The organism is Streptococcus sp. HMSC056C01 (assembly GCF_001811305.1).
In the GTDB taxonomy this organism is placed as follows: domain Bacteria; phylum Bacillota; class Bacilli; order Lactobacillales; family Streptococcaceae; genus Streptococcus.
Map to the genome: position 1 here is coordinate 24296 of NZ_KV804197.1, position 17376 is coordinate 41671.

Annotated in this window: 18 protein-coding genes; 16 read left to right on the forward strand and 2 right to left on the reverse strand. The window is 39.1% G+C overall.

From position 1 onward, the window contains the following. Positions 1 to 54: 54 nt before the first annotated feature. Complete coding sequence (locus tag HMPREF2795_RS04580; protein ID WP_000943915.1) at positions 55 to 912, reverse strand: YitT family protein; 858 nt, start codon at positions 910 to 912, stop codon at positions 55 to 57. Between the two features lie 62 nt (positions 913 to 974). Continuing rightward, positions 975 to 2630 (reverse strand): Rqc2 family fibronectin-binding protein, encoded by a 1656-nt coding sequence (locus tag HMPREF2795_RS04585; RefSeq protein WP_075228335.1) that lies wholly within the window; start codon positions 2628 to 2630, stop codon positions 975 to 977. A 104-nt stretch (positions 2631 to 2734) separates the two neighbouring features. On the opposite strand from HMPREF2795_RS04585, the gene ybeY reads away from it, so the two are divergent. From ybeY to prsA, 16 genes are all read left to right on the forward strand, one after another. After that, positions 2735 to 3232: an rRNA maturation RNase YbeY gene (gene ybeY / locus HMPREF2795_RS04590; RefSeq protein WP_000275150.1), complete on the forward strand. Its 498-nt coding sequence runs from the start codon at positions 2735 to 2737 to the stop codon at positions 3230 to 3232. Next, positions 3213 to 3608, forward strand: a complete 396-nt coding sequence (locus HMPREF2795_RS04595) for a diacylglycerol kinase family protein (RefSeq protein WP_000378151.1) — start codon at positions 3213 to 3215, stop codon at positions 3606 to 3608. The genes ybeY and HMPREF2795_RS04595 overlap by 20 nt, the downstream gene beginning before the upstream one ends. Before the next feature lie 16 nt (positions 3609 to 3624). Then, positions 3625 to 4524 (forward strand): GTPase Era, encoded by a 900-nt coding sequence (gene era, locus HMPREF2795_RS04600; RefSeq protein WP_000143255.1) that lies wholly within the window; start codon positions 3625 to 3627, stop codon positions 4522 to 4524. A 48-nt stretch (positions 4525 to 4572) separates the two neighbouring features. Beyond that, positions 4573 to 5397: a DNA-formamidopyrimidine glycosylase gene (gene mutM / locus HMPREF2795_RS04605; RefSeq protein WP_001114615.1), complete on the forward strand. Its 825-nt coding sequence runs from the start codon at positions 4573 to 4575 to the stop codon at positions 5395 to 5397. Beyond that, positions 5397 to 6002, forward strand: coding sequence for a dephospho-CoA kinase (gene coaE / locus HMPREF2795_RS04610; RefSeq protein ID WP_000516161.1), 606 nt, complete (start codon positions 5397 to 5399; stop codon positions 6000 to 6002). Before mutM ends, coaE begins: the two co-directional genes overlap by 1 nt. Further along, positions 5989 to 7188 carry a multidrug efflux MFS transporter PmrA gene (locus HMPREF2795_RS04615; RefSeq protein ID WP_001156292.1) on the forward strand — a complete coding sequence of 400 codons (1200 nt, stop codon included), beginning with the start codon at positions 5989 to 5991 and terminating at the stop codon, positions 7186 to 7188. The genes coaE and HMPREF2795_RS04615 overlap by 14 nt, the downstream gene beginning before the upstream one ends. Beyond that, positions 7188 to 7337: a 50S ribosomal protein L33 gene (gene rpmG / locus HMPREF2795_RS10285; protein WP_001809104.1), complete on the forward strand. Its 150-nt coding sequence runs from the start codon at positions 7188 to 7190 to the stop codon at positions 7335 to 7337. The genes HMPREF2795_RS04615 and rpmG overlap by 1 nt, the downstream gene beginning before the upstream one ends. Before the next feature lie 39 nt (positions 7338 to 7376). Next, positions 7377 to 7610, forward strand: a complete 234-nt coding sequence (gene secG, locus HMPREF2795_RS04620) for a preprotein translocase subunit SecG (protein WP_000282514.1) — start codon at positions 7377 to 7379, stop codon at positions 7608 to 7610. 98 nt (positions 7611 to 7708) lie between these two features. Then, a complete protein-coding gene (gene rnr / locus HMPREF2795_RS04625; protein ID WP_000653286.1) occupies positions 7709 to 10051 on the forward strand; it encodes a ribonuclease R in 2343 nt (780 codons plus the stop codon). Next, on the forward strand, positions 10014 to 10481 hold the full coding sequence (smpB, locus tag HMPREF2795_RS04630; RefSeq protein ID WP_001051741.1) for an SsrA-binding protein SmpB: 468 nt from the start codon (positions 10014 to 10016) through the stop codon (positions 10479 to 10481). The genes rnr and smpB overlap by 38 nt, the downstream gene beginning before the upstream one ends. A gap of 14 nt (positions 10482 to 10495) precedes the next feature. Next, a complete protein-coding gene (gene tehB / locus HMPREF2795_RS04635) occupies positions 10496 to 11356 on the forward strand; it encodes an SAM-dependent methyltransferase TehB (RefSeq protein WP_075228336.1) in 861 nt (286 codons plus the stop codon). Positions 11357 to 11554: 198 nt separating this feature from the next. Then, a complete protein-coding gene (locus HMPREF2795_RS04640; protein ID WP_075228337.1) occupies positions 11555 to 12703 on the forward strand; it encodes a PDDEXK family nuclease in 1149 nt (382 codons plus the stop codon). A 95-nt stretch (positions 12704 to 12798) separates the two neighbouring features. Further along, on the forward strand, positions 12799 to 13755 hold the full coding sequence (locus tag HMPREF2795_RS04645) for a competence protein CoiA (protein WP_075228338.1): 957 nt from the start codon (positions 12799 to 12801) through the stop codon (positions 13753 to 13755). Between the two features lie 18 nt (positions 13756 to 13773). Continuing rightward, complete coding sequence (pepF, locus tag HMPREF2795_RS04650) at positions 13774 to 15576, forward strand: oligoendopeptidase F (protein ID WP_075228339.1); 1803 nt, start codon at positions 13774 to 13776, stop codon at positions 15574 to 15576. Positions 15577 to 15581: 5 nt separating this feature from the next. Beyond that, positions 15582 to 16295: an O-methyltransferase gene (locus tag HMPREF2795_RS04655; RefSeq protein WP_075228340.1), complete on the forward strand. Its 714-nt coding sequence runs from the start codon at positions 15582 to 15584 to the stop codon at positions 16293 to 16295. Positions 16296 to 16368: 73 nt separating this feature from the next. Next, positions 16369 to 17310, forward strand: coding sequence for a peptidylprolyl isomerase PrsA (prsA, locus tag HMPREF2795_RS04660; protein WP_045763302.1), 942 nt, complete (start codon positions 16369 to 16371; stop codon positions 17308 to 17310). Positions 17311 to 17376 lie beyond the last annotated feature (66 nt).

Sequence of the window (17376 nt, forward strand, 5' to 3'; positions counted from 1 at the left end):
CATCAAAAAAATAGTAACTTCGAATTTGAAGTTACTATTTTTGTTGTCTATATATTAGGAAGTTTCTTCATTCACAAATGTGAAGCCTTCCCCAAGAATTTCGTGAGCTTCAGTGATGGTGATAAAGGCCTTAGGATCAATCGTATGAATCAATTCTTTCATCTTAATCATTTCATTTCTTGCTACGATACAGTAGATAATTTTTAAATCTTTTTGACTGTAGTAACCTTGTCCAGATATGAAGGTGACACCTCGACCTAACTCTTCATTGATTTTATCTGCCACTTCCATAGGCTTTTGAGTGATAATCATAAAACCTTTTCCAGCATATCCGCCTTCACCAATCAAGTCAATAACTCTAGAAACGATGAAGTCAAATAGAAGTGTATAAGTAACGAGACGAAGGTCTTGGAAGATAATTAAAATGAGCATTAAGATAAGGAAGTCTAATGCAAAGAGTAATTTCCCCACGGAGATATTGGTGTACTTGTTCAGGATTCGAGCGACGATATCTGTTCCTCCAGTGGTACCACCAGCATTGAAGATAATACCCAGACCAAGTCCTAAAAGAACACCCGCAACTAATGCAACAATGACCAGATCTCCTTCAAGATTAAAGTTGAGAGGAATCTTCTCAAAGATTGCTAACCACATGGATAAGGAAATGGTTCCGAGTAGGCTGCTGTATAGGGTCTTTGCACCAAATATTTTCCAGGCTAGAATGAATAATGGGATATTGATGATGAGGTTCATCACGGAGATAGGGATGTTAAAGAGATAATAGGTAATCAAGGTGATTCCCGTTGCTCCACCCTCGAATAAGTGGTGGGGCACAACAAAATACGTGAGTCCGAAGGCATAAATGGCTGCTCCGAATATAATGGTTAAAATAGATTTGATATGCCGTAGCATTGAATGCACCTCCCATTTTTATTTGAGTCTATAGCAGTAACAGCCCACAAGTATACAAGACTTTATTTGATTTTCATGGACTGAATTTTTTCAGGGTCGGGTGTAACACGGAGGGTCTTTTGCCCAGTATAGGTGACAAAACCAGGTTTTCCACCAGTTGGTTTGTTGAGTTTTTTAACTTCAATCATATCTACCTGAACGAGATTTGAGAGACGTCCCTTAGAGAAGTAGGCTGCAAGTTCTGCAGCGTCTGTTTTTACCTCATCAGTCGGATTGAGATTGCCTGAGATAACAACATGACTTCCAGGGATATCCTTAGCGTGGAACCAGAGTTCTTCTTTACGGGCCATTTTAAAGGTCAATTCCTCGTTTTGTAGGTTATTGCGCCCTACATAGATGATCGTTTTTCCATCACTAGCTAGATACTGCTCAGGTTTTTGCCGTTTCTGGATTTTTTCCCTTTGTCTTCTGCGGATAAATCCTGTTTGGATCAATTCTTCGCGAATTTCAGCAATTTCATCGAGTCCGGCTTGATTGAGTACCGTTTCGACACTTTCTAGATAGAGAATGGTTGCCTTGGTTTCTTCAATCAGGTCAGTCAAGTATTTAACAGCTTCTTTTAATTTCTGATAGCGTTTGAAGTAGCGTTGAGCATTTTGGTTTGGAGTTAAAGCTTTATCAAGTGCAATCGTGATAGGCTGGTTGGTGTAGTAGTTTTCTAAAATAACCTGATCTTGGTCATTGGGAACTTGATGAAGGAAAGTGGTTAGTAACTCACCTTTTTGACGAAATTCTTCTGCATTTTCGGTAGCCAGAAGTTCTTTTTCTTGTTTCTTTAGTTTTTGACGATTCTTTTGTAGTTCGTTTTCGACGCGACGTATGAGTTCGCTAGCTTGCTGCTTCACTCGGTCACGTTCGGCTTTATCCTTATAATAAATATCAAGTAATTGTGAAAGACTGTCAAAATTCTCCGCTGTTTTACTAGAAAAAGGCACACAAGAAAAGGATTTATCTGTTAGGCAAGGGTTGGTTTCTTGTCCAAAGAAGTTCCGGAAAGTGGCTAGTTTATCATTAAGCAGTTGTCTTTCTAACTCGGTTGCTGTATCTCTTCCCAAACCTTGAAAGAGGTTTTGAAGATTTTTAGCAGTTAACTCTTGGGTTTGTAGAATCTCAAAGAGTTTTTCTTCCTTGACCATAAAAGGATTGAGAGCTTCTGTACTTGGAGGAGCGATATAAGTAGCACCTGGTAATAAGGTACGGTAACTATTTTGAGAGAAACCGATATGCTTGATAACTTCAAGAATTTTGTGACTAGACTTATCTACAAGGAGAATATTGCTATGTTTCCCCATAATTTCGATGATGAGTGTGGCCTGGATATGGTCCCCAATCTCGTTTTTATTGGAAACCGTGATTTCCACGATACGATCGTTTTCAATTTGCTCGATTGACTCAATAACTGCTCCTTGAAGATACTTTCTCAATACCATAATAAAAGTAGATGGCTGAGCAGGGTTTTCAAAGGTGGACTCTGTTAACTGGATGCGTCCAAAAACTGGATGGGCAGACAGGAGCAAACGATGACTTTTACGATTGCTACGGATTTGCAGGACCAATTCTTGGTCAAAGGGTTGATTAATCTTTTGGATGCGACCATTTAGTAGTTCAGTTCGCAATTCCTCAACCATGTGGTGTAAAAAAAATCCATCAAATGACATGGTTCTCTCCTCGTGAATGTATTCCATAGTATTATATCAAAAAGGTAGAATAAAATCATAGAAATGTGATATAATAAAGCCAAGTAAAGAGAATCGAGAAGCACATGTATATTGAAATGGTAGATGAAACTGGACAAGTTTCAAAAGAAATTTTAGAACAAACACAGGAAATTTTAGAATTTGCTGCAAAAAAAATTGGAAAAGAAGACAAGGAAATGGCGGTCACATTTGTGACCAACGAACGAAGCCATGAACTCAATCTAGAGTTTCGTGATACCGATCGTCCAACAGATGTTATCAGTCTTGAATATAAGCCGGAGTTAGAGATTGCCTTTGATGAGGAAGATCTGGAAAATGATCCCGACTTGGCAGATATGATGTCAGAATTTGATGCTTATATCGGTGAGCTTTTCATTTCCATTGATAAGGCACATGAGCAAGCTGAGGAGTACGGTCATAGTTTTGAACGTGAAATGGGCTTCTTGGCAGTGCACGGCTTTTTACACATTAACGGCTATGATCACTACACTCCCGAGGAAGAAGCGGAGATGTTCGGTTTACAAGAAGAAATTTTGACAGCCTATGGACTCACAAGACAATAAACGAAAATGGAAAAATCGTGACCTAATCTCCAGTTTAGAATTTGCCATTACAGGGATTTTTACTGCGATTAAGGAAGAACGTAACATGAGAAAGCATGCAGTGACGGCTCTAATAGTTGTCCTTGCAGGTTTTGTTTTTCAGGTGTCACGAATCGAATGGTTATTTCTACTTTTGAGCATTTTCATGGTAGTAGCTTTTGAGATTATTAATTCAGCTATTGAAAATGTAGTAGATTTGGCTAGTCACTATCACTTTTCTATGTTGGCAAAAAAAGCTAAAGACATGGCAGCTGGTGCCGTGCTTGTGGTCTCTCTTTTTGCCGCTTTGACAGGTGCACTTATCTTTCTCCCACGGATTTGGGATTTATTATTTTAAACAGTAAGAGGAAATTATGACATTTAAATCAGGCTTTGTAGCCATTTTAGGACGTCCAAATGTAGGGAAGTCAACTTTTTTGAATCACGTTATGGGGCAAAAGATTGCCATCATGAGTGATAAGGCGCAGACAACGCGCAATAAAATCATGGGGATTTACACCACTGATAAGGAGCAAATCGTCTTTATCGATACTCCTGGAATTCACAAGCCTAAGACAGCACTCGGAGATTTTATGGTAGAGTCAGCCTATAGCACCCTTCGTGAGGTGGATACTGTTTTATTCATGGTGCCTGCTGATGAAGCGCGTGGTAAGGGTGATGATATGATTATCGAGCGTCTTAAAGCTGCTAAAGTTCCTGTAATTTTGGTGGTCAATAAGATTGACAAGGTTCATCCAGACCAGCTCTTGGCTCAAATTGATGATTTCCGTAATCAGATGGATTTCAAGGAAATTGTTCCTATTTCAGCCCTTCAGGGAAATAACGTTTCTCGTCTAGTCGATATTCTCAGTGAAAATCTTGAGGAAGGTTTCCAATATTTCCCTGCGGATCAAATTACTGACCATCCAGAACGATTCTTGGTTTCTGAGATGATTCGTGAAAAGGTCTTACACTTAACTCGTGAAGAAATTCCACACTCAGTTGCAGTAGTGGTGGACTCAATGAAAAGAGACGAGGATACAGACAAGGTTCATATTCGAGCAACTATCATGGTCGAACGTGATAGCCAAAAAGGTATTGTCATCGGTAAAGGTGGTGCCATGCTCAAGAAAATTGGGACTATGGCCCGTCGTGATATCGAGCTTATGCTAGGGGACAAGGTCTTCCTAGAAACTTGGGTCAAGGTTAAGAAAAACTGGCGAGATAAGAAGCTAGATTTGGCTGACTTTGGCTATAACGAAAAAGAATATTAAGAAGAGGTGGGCAGTAGCCTGCTTCTTGTTTTTAGAGAAGGAGGAGTTATGCCTGAATTACCTGAAGTCGAAACGGTTCGACGAGGTCTTGAAAAACTGATTCTAGGGAAGAAGATTTCGAGTATAGAAATTCGCTATCCCAAGATGATTAAGACAGATTTGGACGAGTTTCAAAATGAAGTGCCTGGTCAAGAGATTCAATCGATGGGGCGCCGTGGCAAGTATTTACTTTTCTACTTGACAGATAAGGTTTTGATTTCTCATCTACGGATGGAAGGCAAGTATTTTTATTATCCAACCAATGTTCCTGAACGTAAGCATGATCATATTTTCATCCAGTTTGAAGATGGTGGTACTTTAGTTTATGAGGATCTACGCAAGTTTGGCACTATGGAATTGCTTGCTCCTGAACTCTTAGATGCTTACTTTGCATCTAAAAAGCTTGGACCAGAACCTACTGAGCAAGATTTTGATTTAGGAAGATTTAAACGAGCCTTGAAAAGGTCAAAAAAACCTATTAAATCTCATTTACTTGACCAGACGCTAGTTGCAGGATTGGGAAACATTTATGTAGACGAAGTACTCTGGAGGGCCAAGGTTCACCCTTCTAGACTTTCTAACAGTTTAACTGCTCAAGAGGCCAGAAAAGTCCATGATGAAACGATTAAGGTTTTAGGAAAGGCTGTTGAAAAGGGTGGTTCAACTATTCGCACCTATACCAATGCATTTGGAGAAGATGGCACCATGCAAGAATTTCATCAGGTCTATGATAAAACTGGGCAATCTTGTTCGTGTTGTGGAACCGTAATTGAGAAATTTCAGCTCGGCGGGAGAGGCACTCACTTTTGTCCAAACTGTCAAAGGAGGGACTGATGGGAAAAATAATCGGAATCACAGGCGGTATTGCTTCTGGGAAATCGACCGTTACAGAATTTCTAAGGCAAAATGGGTTTGAAGTAGTGGATGCAGATGCCGTGGTTCACCAACTACAAAAACCCGGTGGACGACTTTATCGGATTTTAGTGGATCATTTTGGGGAGAATATCCTTCTTGAGAATGATGAATTGAATCGACCATTACTTGCCAGTCTTATCTTTTCTAACTCTGAGGAGAGAGAGTGGTCTAAACAAACTCAAGGCCAAATTATCCGTGAAGAATTGTGGGATTTGAGAGACAAGTTAGCTCAGACTGAGGACGTATTTTTCATGGATATTCCATTACTTTTTGAGCAAGACTATGCTTCATGGTTTGATGAAACTTGGCTAGTTTATGTAAGTCGAGATACCCAGCTGGATCGCTTAGTGAAACGAGATTGTTTGACTATAGATGCAGCACAAGCCCGTCTTTCCTCCCAGTGGCCCTTAGAAGAAAAGAAAAAATTGGCTACTTGTGTAATAGATAATAATGGCAGTCGAGAGCAACTTTTGAGTCAGGTAGTGAAATTACTTGAAGGAGGCTATATCCATGCAAGAGATTAGTTGGAAGGATAATCTTCGTATTGCTTGGTTTGGTTGCTTTTTAACGGGGGCCAGCATTTCTCTTGTTGTTCCTTTCATGCCTATTTTTGTGGAACAGTTAGGAGTTAAAGGGGATCAAGTTGCCTTTTATTCAGGTTTAGCTATATCTGTTTCTGCAATTTCTGCAGCCTTTGTATCACCAATTTGGGGAATATTAGCAGACAAGTATGGTCGAAAACCTATGATGATTCGTGCAGGGCTAGCCATGACCATTACCATGGGCGGTTTAGCTTTCGTTCCAAATGTTTTCTGGCTCTTGTTCTTACGATTCCTTAATGGAGTTTTTACAGGATTTGTTCCAAATGCAACAGCCTTGATTGCTAGTCAAGTACCCAAAGATAGGTCTGGATACGCTCTAGGGACTTTATCAACTGGTGTTGTCGCTGGAACTTTGACTGGCCCCTTTGTCGGTGGACTCATTGCCGAAATTTTTGGCATTCGAAATGTCTTTTTATTAGTTGGTAGTTTCCTATTTTTGGCTGCTTTCTTAACCATTCTTTTTATCAAAGAAAAATTCCAACCAGTATCGAAAGAAAAAGCCCTTCCCACAAGAGAACTTTTTACCTCTGTCAAATACCCTTTTATCCTGTTGAATCTATTTCTAACTAGTTTTGTGATTCAATTTGCCGCCCAATCTATCGGTCCCATCCTTGCCCTTTATGTACGAGATTTGGGACAGAAAGAGAATCTTCTTTTTGTCTCTGGTTTGATTGTATCCAGTATGGGATTTTCAAGTATGATGAGTGCAGGTATCATGGGTAAATTAGGTGATAAAGTGGGCAATCATCGACTCCTTGTCGTAGCTCAGGTATATTCAGTTTTCATATATCTATTATGTGCAAATGCGACTAGCCCATTCCAATTAGGCTTCTATCGTTTTCTATTTGGTCTGGGGACAGGAGCTCTGATCCCTGGTGTAAATGCACTCCTTAGCAAGATGACCCCCAAATCAGGCATTTCAAGGGTATTTGCCTTTAATCAAGTCTTCTTTTATCTAGGAGGAGTGATAGGTCCCTTAGCAGGATCAGCAGTAGCGGGACAATTTGGCTATCACTCAGTATTTTATGCAACAGCTCTTTGTGTAGCTCTCAGTTGTTTATTTAACCTTATCCAATTTAGAACATTATTAAAAGTGAAGGAAATCTAGTGCGAGTAAAAATCAATCTCAAATGCTCCTCTTGTGGTAGCATCAATTATCTAACCAGTAAGAACTCCAAAACCCATCCAGACAAGATTGAGGTCTTAAAGTATTGTCCTAAAGAAAGAAAAGTGACTCTACATCTTGAATCTAAGTAGAAATTATGGTAGAATAATAGGGATTTTAAGGAGTTTGATATGTATAACCTATTATTAACCATTTTATTAGTATTATCTGTTGTGATTGTGATTGCAATTTTTATGCAACCAACTAAAAACCAATCTAGCAATGTATTTGATGCCAGTGCAGGTGATTTGTTTGAACGTAGCAAAGCGCGCGGTTTTGAAGCTGTGATGCAACGTTTGACAGGAATTTTAGTCTTTTTCTGGCTAGCCATTGCCTTAGCATTGACGGTATTATCAAGTAGATAAGAAAATAATGGGCGGGACTAGGTCTTTGCCTATTTTTATTTTTAAAAGAAATAAGGTTTTACACCAAAAAGAAAATATTATAAATCTAGAAAGTAAACATGAAAGATAAAATAAAAGAATATTTACAAGAGAAGGGGAGTGTCACAGTCAATGACTTGGCCAGTGCTCTCGGGAAGGATGGTTCAAAGGACTTCCGTGAGTTAATCAAAACTCTCTCCTTGATGGAACGTAAGCACCAGATTCGCTTTGAAGAAGATGGTAGTTTAACCCTAGACCAGAAGAAAAAACATGAGATTACTCTAAAAGGAATTTTCCATGCCCATAAAAATGGGTTCGGTTTTGTAAGTCTTGAAGGCGAAGAAGACGATCTTTTTGTTGGAAAAAGTGATGTTAACTATGCCATTGATGGCGATACTGTTGAAGTTGTCATCAAGAAAGTTGCTGACCGTAACAAAGGAACTGCTGCAGAAGCAAAGATTATCGACATCCTAGAGCACAGTTTAACGACAGTTGTTGGGCAAATTATTCTCGATGAGGAAAAGCCTAAGTATGCAGGTTATATCCGTTCTAAAAACCAAAAAATAAGTCAACCGATTTATGTGAAAAAACCATCTCTCAAGCTAGAAGGGACAGAAGTTCTCAAGGTCTTTATCGATAAATACCCAAGTAAGAAACACGACTTCTTTGTGGCGAGTGTCCTAGATGTTGTGGGACATTCAACGGATGCAGGGATTGATGTCCTTGAAGTCCTAGAGTCTATGGATATTGTCTCAGAGTTTCCAGAGGCTGTTCTGCAAGAAGCGGAAAGTGTACCTGATGCTCCATCCCAAAAAGACATGGAAGGCCGTCTGGACCTGAGAGATGAAATTACATTTACCATAGATGGAGCAGATGCTAAGGACTTGGACGACGCAGTTCACATCAAGCTATTGAAGAATGGAAATTTTGAACTTGGAGTTCATATCGCGGATGTTTCTTATTATGTAAAGGAAGGTTCTGCTCTTGATAAGGAAGCCCTAAATCGTGCGACTTCCGTCTATGTGACAGACCGAGTTGTACCAATGCTGCCAGAACGACTTTCAAATGGCATCTGTTCTCTTAATCCTCAAGTGGACCGCTTGACTCAGTCTGCCATTATGGAGATTGACAAAAATGGTCGGGTTCGTAATTACACCATTACGCAGACAGTTATCAAGACAAGTTTCCGTATGACTTATAGTGATGTGAATGATATCCTAGCAGGTGATGAGGAGAAGAGACAAGAGTATAAGAAAATTGTTCCTAGCATTGAACTCATGGCTAAGCTCCATGAAATTCTTGAAGGTATGCGGATTAAGCGTGGAGCTCTTAATTTTGATACCAATGAAGCTAAAATATTGGTTGACAAGCAAGGGAAACCAGTAGATATTGTTCTTCGTCATCGCGGTACTGCAGAACGTATGATTGAGTCCTTTATGTTGATGGCAAACGAAACAGTTGCAGAGCATTTTAGCAAGCTTGATTTACCTTTTATCTATCGTATCCATGAGGAACCTAAAGCTGAAAAAGTTCAGAAATTTATTGATTACGCTTCTAGTTTTGGTTTGCGAATCTACGGAACTGCTAGTGAGATTAGTCAGGAAGCCCTCCAAGACATCATGAGTGCTGTTGAAGGTGAGCCTTATGCGGATGTTCTCTCTATGATGCTTCTGCGTTCGATGCAACAGGCTCGTTATTCTGAGCATAACCATGGGCACTATGGCCTGGCAGCGGACTATTACACTCACTTTACCAGTCCGATTCGCCGTTATCCGGACCTCTTGGTTCACCGTATGATTCGTGACTATGGACGTTCCAAGGAAATAGCAGAACATTTTGAACAGGTCATTCCAGAGATTGCGACCCAGTCTTCAAATCGTGAGCGCAGAGCTATTGAGGCAGAGCGTGAAGTTGAAGCCATGAAAAAAGCTGAATACATGGAAGAGTTTGTGGGTGAAGAGTATGATGCAGTCGTTTCAAGTATCGTCAAGTTTGGTCTTTTTGTTGAATTACCAAATACAGTCGAAGGCTTGATTCACATTACTAATTTACCTGAGTTCTATCATTTTAACGAACGTGATTTGACTCTTCGTGGGGAGAAATCAGGGATAACCTTCCGTGTGGGACAACAGATACGTATTCGTGTTGAAAGAGCCGATAAGATGACTGGTGAGATTGATTTCTCCTTTATTCCAAGTGAATTTGATGTCATTGAGAAAGGCTTGAAACATTCTGGCCGTAAGGATAGAGGTCGTCGTTCGGATAAGAAAGAAGACAAGAGAAAAGCTAGTCGCTCAAATGATAAGCGTAAGCATTCTTCAAAAGACAAGAAGAAAAAAAGTAAGAAACCTTTTTATAAGGAAGTAGCAAAGAAAGGAGCTAAGCATGGCAAAGGGCGAGGGAAAGGTCGTCGCGCAAAATAAAAAAGCGCACCACGACTATACTATCGTAGATACGCTAGAAGCAGGAATGGTCCTGACAGGAACTGAAATCAAGAGTGTTCGAGCAGCCCGCATCAATCTGAAAGATGGGTTTGCTCAGGTTAAGAATGGGGAAGTTTGGCTGAGCAATGTCCATATCGCTCCTTATGAGGAGGGCAACATCTGGAATCAGGAACCAGAACGTCGTCGTAAACTTCTCCTTCATAAAAAGCAAATCCAGAAATTGGAGCAAGAAACCAAAGGGACAGGGATGACTCTGGTTCCACTTAAAGTCTACATCAAAGACGGCTATGCCAAGCTTCTTTTAGGACTTGCTAAAGGAAAACATGACTACGATAAACGTGAGTCGATTAAACGTCGTGAGCAAGACCGAGACATTGCGCGTGTTATGAAAGCAGTTAACCATCGATAGAAAGAGTGAAGGAAATGGAAAAACTAGTTGCCTATAAACGAATGCCAGTATGGAATAAAGACACCATGCCTGAAGCTGTTCAAAGAAAACACAATACCAAGGTCGGAACCTGGGGCAAGATTACCGTATTAAAAGGGGCTCTTAAGTTTATTGAATTGACTGAGGAGGGAGAAGTTATAGCTGAGTACCTCTTTGAAGCGGGTGCTGATAATCCGATGGCGCAACCTCAAGCTTGGCACCGTGTAGAAGCTGCCACAGATGATGTGGAGTGGTATTTAGAATTTTATTGTAAGCCGGAAGATTATTTCCCTAAGAAATACAATACCAATCCAGTTCATTCGGAGGTTTTAGAAGCTATGCAGACGGTCAAACCATGTAAGGCACTGGATCTAGGGTGTGGTCAAGGAAGAAACGCCCTCTTTCTCGCTCAACATGGATTTGATGTCACAGCAGTGGACCAAAATGAGCTATCCCTTGAAATGTTGCAAAGTATCGTAGAGCAAGAAGATTTAGAAATGCCTGTTGGTCTCTACGACATCAATTCAGCTAGCATAGGCCAAACTTACGATTTTATCGTATCAACGGTTGTGCTCATGTTTTTACAAGCAGAACGTATTCCTGCTATTATCCAAAACATGCAAGAACAAACCTCTATCGGTGGCTACAATCTTATCGTTTGTGCCATGGACACGGAGGATTATCCTTGCTCAGTGAACTTCCCATTCACCTTTAAAGAGGGAGAATTGGCCAATTACTACAAGGATTGGGAGTTAGTGAAGTACAATGAAAACCCTGGTCATTTACACCGTCGTGATGAAAATGGCAATCGTATCCAACTACGCTTTGCAACAATGTTGGCTAAAAAAGTAAAATAAAAATCTTAAAACGAATAGCTATCCATTTCTATTCGTTTTTTTATATAAAGACTTGAGGGCCAATCAACTGAATTATGCTATACTAGATGTGTAGAAAATGCTAAAGACAATCTCTTAACCCATATTTCTATGAAGTTTATTCTAAGTAATTTTAAATTTTCCATACTACTAGCAAATTTTTAATAGGGAGGTAGCGATATGCCTAGTCTTTTAGTCGAACTTTTTGATCATCATACTATCGAGAAAAATGTTTATCAGACTTTTATTTGTGATTGTGATGAGGTTTTATTTCTCTCCCTGAAAAAAATTACAGAAGAAGAAAGGTTGTCCTTGAAACATTTTTTGCTGGATCAAGTTTCCCATGTAAAGCAAGTGCATTTTCGGCAAATAAGTCTAGATAAGATTACGGATGATTTGAATCTTTTCTTGACTAACTATGATTCAGTGACCTTAGATGTTTTTGGAGGAGATTCGATATTAGCTATTTTCCTGTATCAATATGGTATGGAAAAGCAATTACCGATTATTGCAATAGATATTGAGCAAGGAAAACAATTTAAATGGAAAATGGGTAAAGTGGAGAAGGAAGAGTTAGTGATTCCTAGTCTGACCATTGAACAGTTGATGGCCTTAAGGGGTGGCAAACTCATCAAATCGAAACAACCTAAATACAGTCCGAAACAAATTACTACCATCAAAAAACTAGCAAACTATGCAATTTTAAACCCAGAAGAATGGTATCTGATCACTCAATTCTTTGCATTAGCAAAAACAACTGATTTCCACGCTGAAACAGCAAGAGTTTTGGAAAGTAACGGTAAAAAGTACCCTTATCCAGAATCTATGATTCCTCTACTAACAGAAGCTAACTTGATTCATATTGATGAGGAAAGTTCCGATCATATTAGTTACACTTTTTCTAGCCCCGAGGCACAATTGCTCTGTCGCACTAAAGGTCATATTTTAGAATTATATCTCTATCTTTTAGCGATAGAGTCAGAGTATTTTGATGAATGTATGATAGGGGCAGAAATTGACTGGAATGGTATTTTCCCTGAGGTCGATAATGTACAAAATGAAATTGATGTTGTCCTCCGTAAAGGTCAATCTATTATTTTTATATCTTGTAAAATGACAGACTTGTCTGTAGAAGCTATTAATGAACTAGAGGTATATGCCAATCATTTTGTTGGTGAAACTTGTTTGAAATTAATTGTTTGCTCTGGCAAAATCAATCCCGTATATAACAATCGTTGTCAAGAGTATGGTGTGTCGGTGATTAAACAAGATCAAATTTCAAATCTGATTCCCATGTTACAAAAACAGATCAAGAAGCATAAAATATGAGCTGGATTAAAGGATTATTCTAAAAATATAATAGAAAGGCTGGTTTTCTCAGCCTTTTTCTTATCCTTTTCGAATAAAGTAGAAAAGGAGATTTTATGTTTTTAGCTAGAGATAAAAACGGGCGCCTAGTTAATGCCTTGGAGGATGAACTAGTCAAACAAGCTTATTATTGTCCAGCTTGTGGAACAAGTGTCCGCTTGAGGAAAGGAAAAAACGTGCGTGCACATTTTGCACATGAAAGTCTCAAAAAATGTGATTTTTTCCATGAAAATGAAGGACCAGAGCATCTGGAAAACAAGAAACGTTTATTTTATTGGGTTAAGAAGAATGATGAAGTTGAGATGGAATATCCCATACCTGAACTGAAGCAAATCGCAGATATCTTTATCAATAAGCAACTAGCTCTAGAAATCCAGTGTAGTCCCATTTCTTGTGACCTTTTGAGGGAGAGAAGCAATGGTTATCGAAGTTTGGGAATTCAAGTTCTTTGGCTACTAGGAGAAAAGCTCTGGCTAAAAGAGCGACTAACTCAACTTCAGAGAGATTTTCTTTACTTTAGTAATAACATGGGCTTTCATATTTGGGAGTTAGACCATAAAAAACAGGTTTTGAGACTCAAGTACCTCCTTCATCAAGATTTGAAAGGGAAACTCCATTATCAAGTCAAGGAATTTTCTTATGACAAAGGAAATCTTCTAGAAATATTACGGACTCCTTATCAGCAACAAAATATTATCACTTTTTCGGTCGAACAAGATAAGAACATTTGTCGTTACATTCAAAAACAACTCTACTATCAAAATCCCTATTGGATGAAGCAACAAGCCAAGGCCTACTTGAGAGGGGAGAACCTTTTGAATCTGAAGAATCAGGACTGGTATCCTCAAGTAAGGCCGATAGAAAATGATTCTTTTTGTCAAATTAAACAGGATATTAGTGATTATTATCGCAACTTTCGAATTTATTATCAAAAAAATCCTCAAACTGAGTTACAAAAGCTCTATCCACCTGCCTTTTATCAGCAATATTTCTTAAAAAATATGGTAAAATAGAAAGGATGGAGGAAACTTATGGTATTACAACGAAATGAAATCAATGAAAAAGATACATGGGATCTATCAACGATCTTTGAAACAGACCAGAAATGGGAAGAAGAACTCGCCCTTTTAACGGAAGATACAAAACAAGCAGCTAGTCTTGAGGGACATCTATTGGATAGTGCAGAGAGTCTTCTTGACATTACAGAGCGTTATCTGGACTTGAGTCGTCGTCTTGAAAAACTCTATGTCTATGCACATATGAAAAACGACCAAGATACTCGAGTAGCTAAGTATCAAGAATACTATGCAAAAGCAATGGCTCTTTATAGTCAACTTGATCAGGTCTTCTCTTTCTATGAGCCGGAATTTATGGCTATCACAGAAGATCAGTATCAAAACTTTTTAACAGAAGAACCAAAACTCCAGCCTTATAAACACTTCTTTGATAAACTATTGCAAAATAAGGACCATGTCCTTTCACAACGTGAAGAAGAGTTGCTTGCAGGTGCTGGTGAAATCTTCGGTGCTGCTAGTGAAACCTTCGCTATTTTAGATAATGCAGATATCGTCTTTCCATTTGTTAAAGATGAAGATGGAAATGAAGTTCAATTGTCACACGGCGTTTATATGCGCTTGGTAGAATCTAAAAATCGTGAGGTTCGTCGTGGAGCTTATGAAGCCCTCTATGCTACTTATGAGCAATACCAGCACACTTACGCTAAAACCTTGCAGACCAATGTTAAAGTGCAAAACTACCGTGCAAAAGTTCGAAACTATAAGAGTGCGCGTGAAGCAGCTCTTGCAGCAAACTTTGTGCCAGAAAGTGTTTATGATAATCTAGTATCTGCTGTTCGTAAGCATTTGCCACTCTTGCATCGTTATTTGGCTCTTCGTTCAAAAATCTTGGGTATTCCAGATCTCAAGATGTACGATGTTTATACCCCATTGTCTTCAGTGGAATACAGCTTTACTTATGAGGAAGCCTTGAAGAAGGCAGAAGAAGCTTTGGCAGTTCTTGGTGAGGATTACATGAGCCGAGTTAAACGTGCCTTCAGCGAACGTTGGATTGATGTGTATGAAAATCAAGGCAAGCGTTCAGGTGCATATTCAGGTGGATCATACGATACAAATGCCTTTATGCTCCTTAACTGGCAGGATAACCTCGATAATCTCTTTACCCTTGTCCATGAGACAGGTCACAGTATGCATTCAAGCTATACGCGTGAAACACAACCTTATGTATACGGAGATTACTCAATTTTCTTGGCAGAAATTGCTTCAACTACTAATGAAAACATCCTAACAGAAAAATTATTACAAGAAGTTCAAGATGATGCAACACGCTTTGCGATTCTCAACAACTTCTTGGATGGTTTCCGTGGAACAGTATTCCGCCAAACTCAATTTGCTGAATTTGAACATGCTATCCACCAAGCTGATCAAAATGGTGAAGTCTTGACAAGTGAGTTCCTAAACAATCTCTATGCTGACTTGAACCAAGAATATTATGGCTTGAGCAAGGAAGACAATCCTCAAATCCAGTACGAGTGGGCTCGTATCCCTCATTTCTACTATAACTATTATGTATATCAGTATTCAACAGGCTTTGCAGCTGCTTCAGCCTTGGCTGAAAAGATTGTTCATGGTAGCCAAGAGGATCGTGACCGCTATATCGACTACCTCAAGGCAGGGAAGTCAGACTATCCACTCAATATCATGCGTAAAGCGGGCGTTGACATGGAAAAAGAAGATTACCTCAACGATGCCTTTGCAGTCTTTGAACGCCGTTTGGATGAGTTTGAAGCCCTTGTTGAAAAATTAGGATTGGCATAAGGCAGATGGTAAAGTCTTATAGTAAAAATGCCAATCATAACATGCGACGTCCTGTTGTCAAGCATGAGATTGTCGAGTTCATGCGCCACAGACAAAAGCAGGTGACGGGTTCCCTAAAAGAACTAGAAAACTTTGCCCGCAAGGAGAATATTCCTATCATTCCTCATGAAACCGTCGCTTATTTTCGTTTCCTTATGGAAACCATTCAACCAAAAAACATTTTAGAGATCGGGACGGCTATTGGTTTTTCTGCCCTATTGATGGCAGAGCATTCACCTAAGTCAAAAATCACCACTATTGACCGAAATCCTGAGATGATTGGCTTTGCCAAAGAAAATTTTGCAAACTTTGATAGCCGCAAACAAATCACTCTCTTAGAAGGTGATGCGGTAGATGTCCTGTCAACGTTGACTGAGACCTATGATTTTGTATTTATGGATTCTGCCAAGTCCAAATACATCGTCTTTCTACCAGAAATCCTCAAACACCTCGAAGTAGGTGGAGTCGTTGTCTTGGATGATATTTTCCAAGGAGGAGATATTGCAAGGGATATCATGGAAGTCCGACGTGGACAACGGACGATTTATCGTGGCTTGCAAAGACTATTTGATGCAACCTTAGACAATCCTGGCTTAACCGCTAGCTTGGTTCCACTTGGAGATGGGATTCTCTTGCTAAGAAAGAATCAAGCAGAAGTAGAACTGCCTGATATTGATTGATTTCAGATATTTTTAAGACAATTTGGTAAAATAGATAAGGTAAACCTTTATTTAGTGAACAAAAGGAGTAAACATGAAGAAAAAACTAATGGCGGGAGCCATCACATTGTTGTCAGTAGCTACTTTGGCTGCTTGTTCAAACAGTTCTGAAGGAACTGACTTGATTAGCATGAAAGGCGATGTTATTACTGAGCATCAATTCTTTGAAGAAGTCAAAAATAATGCGACTGCTCAACAAGTCTTGCTGAATATGACCATTCAAAAAGTTTTTGAAAAACAATATGGTTCAGAAGTAAGTGATAAAGAAGTAGATGATGCAGTTGCAGAAGAACAAAAGAAATACGGTGATAGCTATCAAACGATTCTCGCTCGTTCAGGTATGACTGCAGAAAGCCGTAAAGCTCAAATTCGTACAAGTAAATTAGTTGAGTATGCTGTTAAGAAAGCCGCTGAAGCTGAATTAACAGATGAAAACTACAAAAAAGCTTTTGAAGAGTATACTCCAGAAGTAACGGCTCAAATTATTAAACTTGATAGTGAAGATAAGGCTAAGGAAGTTCTTGCCAAAGCAAAAGAGTCTGGAGCTGACTTTGCACAACTTGCAAAAGACAATTCTACAGACGAAAAGACAAAAGAAAATGGTGGAGAAATTACTTTTGACTCTGCATCAACAGAATTACCAGACGTAGTTAAGAAAGCCGCTTTTGCGCTTGATGTCAACGGAATTTCAGATGTTATCACTGCTCCAGGAACTCAAGCTTATACAAGTAGTTTCTACATTGTTAAGTTGACGAAGAAATCAGAAAAATCTTCTAACTTGGATGATTATAAAGAAAAACTTAAAACAATCATTTTGACTCAAAAACAAAATGATGCAACCTTTGTTCAAGGTGTTATTAGTAAAGAATTGCAAGATGCCAACATTAAAGTTAAAGATCCGGCCTTCCAAAATATCTTTACACAATACATCAAAGGCGAAACAACTTCTGACAGCAGCAGTAGCGCCTCAAACTAAGATAGTAATGAACTACCTTCCTCTGTCTGGAAGGTAGTTTTTAGGTTTATAAAATATCAAGATTAT

What these genes read in the sequence shown, in the direction of transcription:
- HMPREF2795_RS04640 (WP_075228337.1), top strand. Translation starts at nt 11,555, where the DNA reads ATGCCTAGTCTTTTAGTCGAACTTTTTGATCATCATACTATCGAGAAA.
- rnr (WP_000653286.1), top strand. Translation starts at nt 7,709, where the DNA reads ATGAAAGATAAAATAAAAGAATATTTACAAGAGAAGGGGAGTGTCACA.
- HMPREF2795_RS04580 (WP_000943915.1), bottom strand. Translation starts at nt 912, where the DNA reads ATGCTACGGCATATCAAATCTATTTTAACCATTATATTCGGAGCAGCC.
- prsA (WP_045763302.1), top strand. Translation starts at nt 16,369, where the DNA reads ATGAAGAAAAAACTAATGGCGGGAGCCATCACATTGTTGTCAGTAGCT.
- HMPREF2795_RS04645 (WP_075228338.1), top strand. Translation starts at nt 12,799, where the DNA reads ATGTTTTTAGCTAGAGATAAAAACGGGCGCCTAGTTAATGCCTTGGAG.
- ybeY (WP_000275150.1), top strand. Translation starts at nt 2,735, where the DNA reads ATGTATATTGAAATGGTAGATGAAACTGGACAAGTTTCAAAAGAAATT.
- HMPREF2795_RS04595 (WP_000378151.1), top strand. Translation starts at nt 3,213, where the DNA reads ATGGACTCACAAGACAATAAACGAAAATGGAAAAATCGTGACCTAATC.
- HMPREF2795_RS04615 (WP_001156292.1), top strand. Translation starts at nt 5,989, where the DNA reads ATGCAAGAGATTAGTTGGAAGGATAATCTTCGTATTGCTTGGTTTGGT.
- HMPREF2795_RS04585 (WP_075228335.1), bottom strand. Translation starts at nt 2,630, where the DNA reads ATGTCATTTGATGGATTTTTTTTACACCACATGGTTGAGGAATTGCGA.
- smpB (WP_001051741.1), top strand. Translation starts at nt 10,014, where the DNA reads ATGGCAAAGGGCGAGGGAAAGGTCGTCGCGCAAAATAAAAAAGCGCAC.
- secG (WP_000282514.1), top strand. Translation starts at nt 7,377, where the DNA reads ATGTATAACCTATTATTAACCATTTTATTAGTATTATCTGTTGTGATT.
- era (WP_000143255.1), top strand. Translation starts at nt 3,625, where the DNA reads ATGACATTTAAATCAGGCTTTGTAGCCATTTTAGGACGTCCAAATGTA.
- coaE (WP_000516161.1), top strand. Translation starts at nt 5,397, where the DNA reads ATGGGAAAAATAATCGGAATCACAGGCGGTATTGCTTCTGGGAAATCG.
- HMPREF2795_RS04655 (WP_075228340.1), top strand. Translation starts at nt 15,582, where the DNA reads ATGGTAAAGTCTTATAGTAAAAATGCCAATCATAACATGCGACGTCCT.
- pepF (WP_075228339.1), top strand. Translation starts at nt 13,774, where the DNA reads ATGGTATTACAACGAAATGAAATCAATGAAAAAGATACATGGGATCTA.
- tehB (WP_075228336.1), top strand. Translation starts at nt 10,496, where the DNA reads ATGGAAAAACTAGTTGCCTATAAACGAATGCCAGTATGGAATAAAGAC.
- mutM (WP_001114615.1), top strand. Translation starts at nt 4,573, where the DNA reads ATGCCTGAATTACCTGAAGTCGAAACGGTTCGACGAGGTCTTGAAAAA.